The organism is Escherichia sp. E4930, from assembly GCF_005845405.1.
Lineage (GTDB): Bacteria > Pseudomonadota > Gammaproteobacteria > Enterobacterales > Enterobacteriaceae > Escherichia.
Genome location: NZ_VCDZ01000003.1, coordinates 715,015 through 724,477 on the forward strand (window position 1 = coordinate 715,015; position 9,463 = coordinate 724,477).

The window sequence follows — 9,463 nt, forward strand, 5'->3', positions numbered from 1 at the left end:
TATAATTTGGGAAAATTGTTTCTGAATGTTCCCAAAAATAATGAATGATGAAAATTTTTACAAAAAAGCGGCGGCACACGGGGAGATACCACCAATAACTCCTCAAAACGAACATCAGCGATCCGGGCTGCGCTTCGCCCGTCGCGTCAGACTACCGCGGGCGGTAGGACTGGCTGGGATGTTCTTACCAATCGCCTCGACGTTGGTTTCGCACCCGCTGTCAGGCTGGTGGTGGCTGGTGTTGGTTGGCTGGGCATTTGTCTGGCCACATTTAGCCTGGCAGTTGGCGAGCAGGGCCGTTGATCCGCTTGGCCGGGAAATATACAACTTAAAAACTGATGCAGTGTTAGCCGGTATGTGGGTAGGCGTGATGGGCGTAAACGTGCTGCCTTCGATCGCAATGCTGATGATTATGTGCCTGAATTTGATGGGGGCAGGCGGCCCCCGTCTGTTTGTCGCCGGTTTGGTGTTGATGGTCGTTTCCTGCCTTGTCACACTCGAACTCACGGGGATCACTGTGTCGCTCAAGAGTGCGCCGCTGGAATGGTGGCTCTCCCTTCCCATTATCGTCATTTATCCTCTGCTGTTTGGCTGGGTTAGCTACCAGACAGCGACCAAACTGGCTGAACATAAACGACGATTGCAGGTCATGAGTACCCGCGACGGCATGACGGGCGTTTACAACCGGCGTCACTGGGAAATCATGCTACGTAATGAGTTTGATAACTGTCGCCGACACAATCGCGATGCGACGCTATTGATTATTGATATCGACCATTTTAAGAGTATCAACGATACATGGGGTCACGATGTGGGTGATGAAGCCATCGTTGCCCTTACCCGACAATTACAAATTACCCTGCGTGGCAGCGATGTGATTGGTCGTTTTGGTGGTGATGAATTTGCGGTAATTATGTCAGGTACGCCAGCCGAAAACGCCATTACCGCTATGTTACGTGTGCATGAAGGATTAAATGCATTACGCCTGCCAAATACGCCGCAGGTGATATTACGGATAAGCGTCGGTATCGCGCCGCTGAATCCGCAAATGAGTCACTACCGTGAGTGGCTGAAATCGGCTGATATGGCGCTCTACAAAGCAAAGAGAGCCGGACGTAACCGTACTGAAGTGGCGGCCTGACGTCCGGTGAGAGTCATCAGGACTTGCTAAGTTTTTCTGATTTTTCCATACACTTCGTCATCGCTTCGATTACCGCGGAACGGAATCCTTTCTCTTCCAGAACGCGTACCGCTTCAATGGTTGTGCCTCCTGGTGAGCAGACCATATCTTTCAAGGCGCCCGGATGTTCGCCGGTTTCCAGCACCATTTTCGCGGAACCCATTACCGCCTGGGCGGCAAACTTGTAAGCCTGCGCGCGTGGCATCCCGCCCAGCACGGCGGCGTCGGCCATCGCTTCGATAAACATAAAGACATAGGCTGGCGAAGAACCGCTCACGCCAACCACTGGGTGGATCATCGGCTCAGCAATGACTTCCGCCTCGCCAAAGCAACGGAAAATATTCAGCACATCGGCAGTATCTTCAGGAGTGACCAACGCGTTTGGCGTTACGGATGTCATCCCGGCATTGACCAACGCGGGGGTGTTCGGCATGGCGCGAATAATTTTCCGGTCGTGACCCAGCGCCCGGGCAAGTTGGTCGAGCGTAACGCCTGCGGCGATAGAAACCACCAGAGAGTCTTTATTCAGGCTGGAAGTGATTTCGCTAAGGACTTTAATCATGATGCCCGGTTTGACGGCAGCAAAGACGATATCGGTGATTTGCGCCACTTCCTGTGCCGATTCTGCAGCGTTGATACCAAACTGTTCATGTAAGGCGGCAACTTTATCCGGGGAGGGGGTATACACCCAGATTTGCCCTGGAAGGACCTGACCGCTGGCAATCAGACCGCCGAGAATGGCTTTTCCCATATTGCCGCAGCCAATAAAACCGATTTTCTTTTCCATTGCACACTCCTGCCGTGAATTCATTATTTTGAAAAGCGCCTGGTCAGAAGCATAAACAGAACTATGCCGGAAGGCAAAAGCGCGACACAATAGAAGATTACCCAACAGAGGATAGCCTTATGACAATATGGGTGGACGCCGATGCGTGTCCCAATGTAATTAAAGAGATTCTGTATCGCGCGGCAGAACGTATGCAGATGCCGCTGGTGTTGGTGGCAAATCAGAGTTTACGCGTGCCGCCATCGCGGTTTATTCGCACGCTGCGCGTCGCGGCAGGTTTTGACGTGGCCGATAATGAAATTGTACGTCAGTGTGAGGCGGGCGATTTGGTAATAACCGCAGATATTCCTTTGGCTGCTGAAGCCATCGAGAAAGGCGCGGCAGTACTTAATCCGCGTGGCGAACGGTACACACCTGCGACTATTCGTGAACGTCTGACGATGCGCGATTTTATGGATACCCTTAGAGCCAGCGGGATCCAGACCGGAGGGCCAGATAGTCTTTCGCAACGTGACCGCCAGGCATTTGCGGCTGAACTTGAAAAATGGTGGCTGGAAGTTCAACGTAACTGTTCGTAAATGTAATATATTATTTACACTTCTTTCTCGCTCATTTCTTGATATAGTAAGGAATGTATTGAAGTTCGCTCCTTAAGTGGAATTATTTCTTTACAATCGAAATTGTACTAGTTTGATGGTATGATCGTTATTCTTACGAAACCGGCTTTCGCCGCATTGCGACCTTTTGGGGAAAACCCACGATGACACAACCTCTTTTTCTGATCGGGCCTCGGGGCTGTGGTAAAACAACGGTCGGAATGGCCCTTGCCGATTCGCTCAACTGTCGGTTTGTTGATACCGACCAATGGTTGCAATCACAACTCAATATGACGGTAGCAGAGATCGTCGAAAGGGAAGAGTGGGCAGGATTTCGCGCGAGGGAGAGCGCCGCTCTGGAAGCAGTAACTGCACCATCCACCGTTATCGCGACGGGCGGCGGTATTATTCTGACGGAATTTAATCGCCATTACATGCGTAATAACGGGATTGTGGTTTACTTGTGCGCGCCGGTGTCAGTGCTGGTAAATCGTCTGCAAGCTGCGCCAGAAGAGGATTTACGGCCAACACTTACAGGAAAACCGTTAAGTGAAGAAGTTCAGGAAGTACTGGAAGAACGCGATGCATTATATCGTGAAGTTGCGCATATTATCGTCGATGCTAACAACGAACCCAGTCAGGTGATCTCTGAAATTCGAACCGCTTTGGCACAAACGGCAAATTGTCATTGTCCTGGCACCTATACTTAATGTTCATCCCGTGAAATAAGGAAGAACAATGCCAACGAAACCGCCTTATCCCCGAGAAGCCAGAATTGTTACGGTAGAAAAAGGCCAGCAAGGACAGACTGTGACCTGGTATCAGCTGCGAGCCGAACATCCCAAACCAGACTCTTTGATCAGCGAACATCCTACGGCCCAGGAGGCGATGGATGCTAAAAAACGCTATGAGGATCCTGATAAAGAGTGACCGCATCAGACTGCTCGGAAGGGACTCTGAGTGCTATTACAACGGACCTGCATCACACTTTTCACAATTCATGTTTTTCAAATAATTAGAATATTAAACAATAACAATCCATTACTGGAACTATTGGGAATCTTTACATTATGCCGTGCGCGTCTGCTGCTACGCTTTTTTGCATTTGTAGCATCGGCAAGCGCCCGCTGTGGTGCTTAGTATTTGCCCGGTAATTAACGACGAAAAAGAAAGGTGGAAGACAATGAGCGCGTCGTTGGCGATTCTGACCATCGGCATTGTACCAATGCATGAAGTTTTGCCGCTTCTGACGGAGTACATTGACGAAAATAATATTTCCCATCATAGCCTGCTGGGGAAATTAAGCCGCGAAGAGGTGATGGCGGAGTATGCGCCAGAAGCAGGCGAAGAAACTATTCTTACATTATTAAATGACAACCAGCTGGCCCACGTTTCACGCCGTAAAGTGGAGCGTGATCTACAAAGCGTGATTGAGGTACTCGATAATCAGGATTATGACGTTATTTTGCTAATGAGTACGGCCAACATTAGTAATATGACAGCGCGAAATACGATCTTCCTCGAGCCTTTGCGCATTCTCCCACCGTTGGTTTCCTCCATTGTTGAAGGTCACCAGGTCGGTGTTATTGTTCCAGTAGAAGAGCTTTTGGCCGTTCAGGCGCAAAAATGGCAAATTTTGCAGAGAACACCACTATTTTCGCTGGGAAATCCCATTCACGATTCTGAACAGAAAATCGTTGATGCCGGGAAAGAATTGCTGGCGAATGGGGCGGATGTCATCATGCTGGATTGTTTAGGATTTAATCAGCGTCATCGCGATTTACTGCAAAAAAAGCTCGATGTACCTGTTTTGCTCTCTAACGTATTGATTGCAAGGCTGGCGGCGGAATTGCTGGTGTAATTTTACGTGACAGTTAGCACCTTTGGCCCCTATAGTGAAGAAGATGTTAAACCACCTGACAGGGCCAGTTTATGCTTCAAAGTAACGAATACTTTTCCGGAAAAGTGAAATCGATCGGCTTTACCAGCAGCGATACTGGCCGCGCCAGCGTCGGTGTGATGGTTGAAGGTGAATACACGTTCAGTACTGCGGAACCCGAAGAGATGACGGTGGTCAGCGGGGCGCTGAATGTTTTGCTGCCTGGCGCTACCGACTGGCGCGTGTATGAAGCTGGTGAAGTATTTAATGTTCCCGGCCACAGCGAGTTCCATCTGCAAGTTGCCGAACCGACCTCCTATTTGTGCCGCTATCTGTAATATCGCGCCTTCCCGTCTGAATGGGAGGGCATTTTTCTGAAATATTCCTTATTTCACGAATAATAAAATCTCCGTTGCTGCTAATTTTTCTATTTTCGATATATTCATAATCTATCAAGGTTGATATTAATATCAGTGAAGATTATGAATAAAATAAAAATATTGATCGTCTGTATGGTTGTATTTATTGCCACCGAAAATGTTTATGCTGCAGAGTGGATCACTAGCGATGATCTTATTAAGTCAGATTTCCATATCATGACCGCAGAAGAACGTAATGGAGTGAAAGAGGAAACCAGTGATAGTATGGAAGCCTCTTATATGCTTAAAAATAACATTCGTTGGTATTACCATAATGGAGATTTATCAATACCCAGCAATTTTAGTAATAAGCATACTCTGGTGGTCAAGGGGAATTTAACCATTAATGGTGATTATGATGATTATTCGGCAGGTGATGGTCAACTCATAGTGTTGGGCAATGTGATTGTCGATAACTTTATTAATCATGATTTCGCATACGTCAAAGGTGAGATGCAAGCGAAAGGTTTAGTCTATGCTGATTATAATGATCATAACTTTGAAGTAATGAAAGGTATTACGGCTCGCGGAATTATTGTTTCAGACAAGGCGACGCAATTTGAGGTTAATAACGCTGAGTTTTATATCAACGAAGATACCAGCAATGAAAATTATGACTGGGATGCGAATATTCGAAAAGCGTATTCTCTGTTTGAGCCCGATCTCTATGAGATTACTGAAATTGAAACCGACAATGTTTTAAATGCCTATCCTGATTATGACAGCGTAGCGGCCAGTATTGTCCAGGGATTGCCGTTGTTTCGCGATAAACCTGTATCGGGGTTAAGTGAAAAATTGCAGTGGATTGAACAGGGCAAGGTCGAAAAATTTGCGGCAGGCAACGTTAAGCATGAAGATCCGCTGGTGGCGCGTTTTCTGACTCGCATGGAGAGTCTGCCAACCGATGTTATGCTGCAATTGCTACAGCATCCTGATGACCAGACACGAGAATATATGGCGCAGCGTTGGCCCGCCAGGCAAATGCATTTACTCACCGCGCCTTTTATTAAAGACCAGGCAGTGGCGAAAGGACTGATTAAAAACAGCGATATTTCACCAGAAGTGAATGAAAAATTAATGTCGACTCCTGTCGAGAGCGTCCAACTCGAACAGGCCAGACAGGATAATCTTTCTCCGGAAATCATTGCCCTATTAAGTCAGAGTCCGTTTCCGATTGTGCGTAAGACGTTAGTCAGCCAGTACGATTACGCGTGGCTGGCGCCAACATCTGTGGTGGATGAACTGATAAATAGCGATGATGATGAACTACGCGAACGAATTGCTGGTGCCGATTTGACTACACGACAAGCCGTGGCGCTGAGTAACGATCAATCACTTAAGGTCCGTGAAGCCGTAGCTCATGCCCTTGCGGAACTCAAAGTTACGCGACTTTCTGCAAACATGAGTATTCCCGATATTGAACGTATTGCAGATCAAATGTATCTCGATAATAAAGACCATAAAAATATCGTGATGGCATTATTTATTGCTTTACCTGAAGCGCGCCAACTGTCGCTGGCAAAAGAAGATATACAACATTTACGTGAAGGTGCGCGTTATCTGACGTCAACTGAAGTGATTAACTATCTCCTGACACATCATGATAACCCCGCTGTCTGGAATGAATTAGCACACGATAAACTGCTGCCGTTGGAATATAAGAAAAAATTGTGGCAGCGCACATTGCAATTAATGATGAGCAAACGGCAAGAAGATCAGGAGCAGGCGTATGATATACAACTGGAACTGATTGATAATGGCATGGTAGATGAAGCAATGCTCAATGACGCCATCGATTTGCTGCCTGATTTACCGGCTGAATATCGTTACCGGATGCGCAATCAGTTATTTGATAAAAATGATTTACCCTCAGAGATTATTACCCGTCTTGATAAGCAATATCGCTTTAATGCTGACTGGGCGCTGTCTGTTACAGACATGACAAATAGTAATCGTAGGCAGTGTGATAGAGGATTACGTCGCTGGAATGATGATGATAGCGTTATTTTAATCGAGCTGGATAAGCTGACAGATAAGCCTGATGACGAGTTTTGGCTGGCATTACTGCAAAGTCGGCATGAACAATTACGTAAAACGGCGTTGATTAATGCGCATACGCCGACTTCCGCATTCACAGCATTGGTTACACCGCAGGATCGTCAGGGAGCGATTGCCAATCCGCAACTGCCTGCTGAGGTGAAAACGGCGTGGTTAAAAGAGGATCCGTCATTACTGTTATTTGCCGATCATCCGGATCCACAACAATTACGTGAATTAGTTAAAACCGGATCAACACGGCAAATTCGCAGTGAAGCGCGCAATAAGCTTGAGGAATTAAAATGAGGTTACGGCGTAAAACACACAATATTGCAGCGTTAAAAATCATCATCCGACGTAGCGAATGATTAGATTAATGCCTGGCATGGCTTCGTACGCCGGATAAGACGCACCGAGGCGTCGCATCCGGCATTGAAGGCAAACCAGCTATTAACGTTGCGCTTCGCCGCCCAATCCTTCGATCAGGTTTTGAATTAACGCTGCCAGTTCGCCGGTCATCAGGATGAAATCGGCGTCAAAGCGTTGGGCAAAATCTTCGCGGTCGATGTCTTCGTTTTGATCGCGCAGTTCGTCGCAGAACTTCAGGCGCTTGAGCGAACCATCGTCGCACATCACAAACTGAACGCGCTGCTGCCAGTCGAGCGCCAGTTTAGTCACCACTTTTCCGGCTTCAATGTGATTGGTGATCTCTTCGCTGGTCAGATCTTGTTTCTTCGCGCGGATCACGCCGCCATCTTCCAGCAGCGATTTCAGCTCGGCTTCATCAAGCAGCTGGAAGCCCTGTGCCGCGCTACCGGAGCGTACCCATTCGGTCAGCGTCAGTTCAATCGGGGTTTCCATGCTCAATGGCACAACCGGTAACGACCCCAGGCTTTTACGCAGCAGTGCCAGCGTATCTTCCGCTTTTTTGGCGCTGGCGCAGTCCACCATAATCAAACCGTTCACCGTGTCGATCCACATCATGGTTTGGCTAAAACGGCTGAAAGCACGCGGCAGCAGAGAGTGCAGCACTTCGTCTTTCAGCGAATCTTTTTCGGTTTTCTTCAGCTTACGCGCTTGTTCAGCTTCCAGTTTGGCGATTTTCGCTTCCAGCGCCTGTTTAATGACCGGAGACGGGAGAATTTTTTCTTCTTTGCGCGCGCAGATGACAATTTGACCATTGGCAACGTGCGTTAACGCATCGCTGTGCGATCCCATCGGAGGAACCCAGCCCATCTTCGCCATATCCTGGCTGCCGCATGGGGTAAATGCCATCGAGGCTAGCTGTTTTTCCATCTCTTCTGCACGCAGCGAAATCTCGCGGCTAAGACGGTAAACCATTAAATTTTTGAACCACAGCATGATAATTTCCACGGCCTTGTCGTTAAATTTAGCGGGCATGATAACGAATTGTCGGCGGCCTTGCATTGCCAATCCGGTTGTCCGTCTCTACGCTATTGATATTGAAAAAAATAAGGAGAGTACCGTGCGTATAGGTATCGATTTAGGCGGCACCAAAACTGAAGTGATTGCACTGGGCGATGCAGGGGAGCAGTTGTACCGTCATCGTCTGCCCACGCCGCGTGATGATTACCGGCAGACCATAGAAACGATCGCCACGTTGGTAGAGATGGCGGAGCAGGCGACAGGACAGCGTGGAACAGTAGGGATGGGGATCCCAGGCTCGATTTCGCCTTACACCGGCGTGGTGAAAAATGCCAATTCAACCTGGCTTAACGGTCAGCCATTCGATAAAGACTTAAGCGCGCGGTTGCAGCGGGAAGTGCGGCTGGCAAATGACGCCAACTGTCTGGCGGTTTCGGAAGCGGTAGATGGCGCAGCAGCGGGAGCGCAGACGGTATTTGCTGTGATTATCGGCACGGGATGCGGCGCGGGCGTGGCGTTCAATGGTCGGGCGCATATCGGCGGCAATGGCACGGCAGGCGAGTGGGGACACAATCCGCTACCGTGGATGGACGAAGACGAACTACGTTATCGCGAGGAAGTCCCTTGTTATTGCGGTAAACAAGGCTGTATTGAAACCTTTATTTCGGGCACGGGATTCGCGACGGATTATCGTCGTTTGAGCGGACATGCGCTGAAAGGCAGTGAAATTATCCGCCTGGTTGAAGAAAACGATCCGGTTGCTGAGTTGGCATTACGTCGTTATGAGCTACGACTGGCGAAGTCGCTGGCGCATGTGGTGAATATTCTCGACCCGGATGTGATTGTCCTGGGCGGAGGGATGAGCAATGTTGACCGTTTATATCAAACAGTTCCACCGCTGATTAAACAATTTGTCTTCGGTGGCGAATGTGAAACGCCCGTGCGTAAGGCGAAGCATGGGGATTCGAGCGGCGTACGCGGCGCCGCATGGTTATGGCCACAAGAGTAAAAAAACCAGGCAACTGGTGCATCATGCCTGATGCGACGCTTGCCGCGTCTTATCAGGCCTACAAAATAGGCAGCCCGTAGGCCGGATAAGGCGTTCACGCCGCATCCGGCACTGTGCTCAGATGCCTGATGCGATGCTTGCCGCGTCTTATCAGACCTACAAAATGAGCA

At 48.7% G+C, this 9,463-nt stretch carries 10 protein-coding genes; 8 read left to right on the forward strand and 2 right to left on the reverse strand.

Annotation, left to right across the window (positions count from 1 at the left end):
- The first annotated feature begins 25 nt into the window (after positions 1-25).
- Positions 26-1,141, forward strand: coding sequence for a diguanylate cyclase AdrA (gene adrA, locus FFT88_RS06935; protein WP_135404447.1), 1,116 nt, complete (start codon positions 26-28; stop codon positions 1,139-1,141).
- A gap of 16 nt (positions 1,142-1,157) precedes the next feature.
- Here adrA and proC read toward each other — a convergent pair whose 3' ends face one another.
- Positions 1,158-1,967, reverse strand: a complete 810-nt coding sequence (gene proC, locus FFT88_RS06940; protein WP_130206189.1) for a pyrroline-5-carboxylate reductase — start codon at positions 1,965-1,967, stop codon at positions 1,158-1,160.
- A gap of 119 nt (positions 1,968-2,086) precedes the next feature.
- Between proC and FFT88_RS06945 the strand changes: the two genes are divergently transcribed.
- The 6 genes from FFT88_RS06945 to FFT88_RS06970 all read left to right on the forward strand — a co-directional run bounded on the left by FFT88_RS06945 (position 2,087) and on the right by FFT88_RS06970 (position 7,204).
- Positions 2,087-2,545 (forward strand): YaiI/YqxD family protein, encoded by a 459-nt coding sequence (locus FFT88_RS06945; RefSeq protein WP_135404448.1) that lies wholly within the window; start codon positions 2,087-2,089, stop codon positions 2,543-2,545.
- 182 nt (positions 2,546-2,727) lie between these two features.
- Positions 2,728-3,273 (forward strand): shikimate kinase AroL, encoded by a 546-nt coding sequence (gene aroL / locus FFT88_RS06950; protein WP_130223263.1) that lies wholly within the window; start codon positions 2,728-2,730, stop codon positions 3,271-3,273.
- A 28-nt stretch (positions 3,274-3,301) separates the two neighbouring features.
- A complete protein-coding gene (gene yaiA / locus FFT88_RS06955; RefSeq protein WP_135404449.1) occupies positions 3,302-3,493 on the forward strand; it encodes a protein YaiA in 192 nt (63 codons plus the stop codon).
- Positions 3,494-3,746: 253 nt separating this feature from the next.
- Entirely contained in the window at positions 3,747-4,424 is a 678-nt protein-coding gene (locus FFT88_RS06960; RefSeq protein ID WP_130206197.1) for an AroM family protein, read from the forward strand.
- 71 nt (positions 4,425-4,495) lie between these two features.
- The gene (gene ppnP, locus FFT88_RS06965) at positions 4,496-4,780 is read left to right on the forward strand and encodes a pyrimidine/purine nucleoside phosphorylase (protein WP_064527100.1); all 285 of its coding nucleotides are present in this window, start codon (positions 4,496-4,498) and stop codon (positions 4,778-4,780) included.
- 144 nt (positions 4,781-4,924) lie between these two features.
- Positions 4,925-7,204: a DUF2773 domain-containing protein gene (locus FFT88_RS06970; RefSeq protein WP_135404450.1), complete on the forward strand. Its 2,280-nt coding sequence runs from the start codon at positions 4,925-4,927 to the stop codon at positions 7,202-7,204.
- 144 nt (positions 7,205-7,348) lie between these two features.
- On the opposite strand, the gene rdgC is transcribed toward FFT88_RS06970, so the two are convergent.
- Positions 7,349-8,260 (reverse strand): recombination-associated protein RdgC, encoded by a 912-nt coding sequence (gene rdgC, locus FFT88_RS06980; RefSeq protein ID WP_135404451.1) that lies wholly within the window; start codon positions 8,258-8,260, stop codon positions 7,349-7,351.
- A gap of 124 nt (positions 8,261-8,384) precedes the next feature.
- On the opposite strand from rdgC, the gene mak reads away from it, so the two are divergent.
- Entirely contained in the window at positions 8,385-9,293 is a 909-nt protein-coding gene (mak, locus tag FFT88_RS06985; RefSeq protein ID WP_135384910.1) for a fructokinase, read from the forward strand.
- The last annotated feature ends 170 nt before the right edge of the window (positions 9,294-9,463 follow it).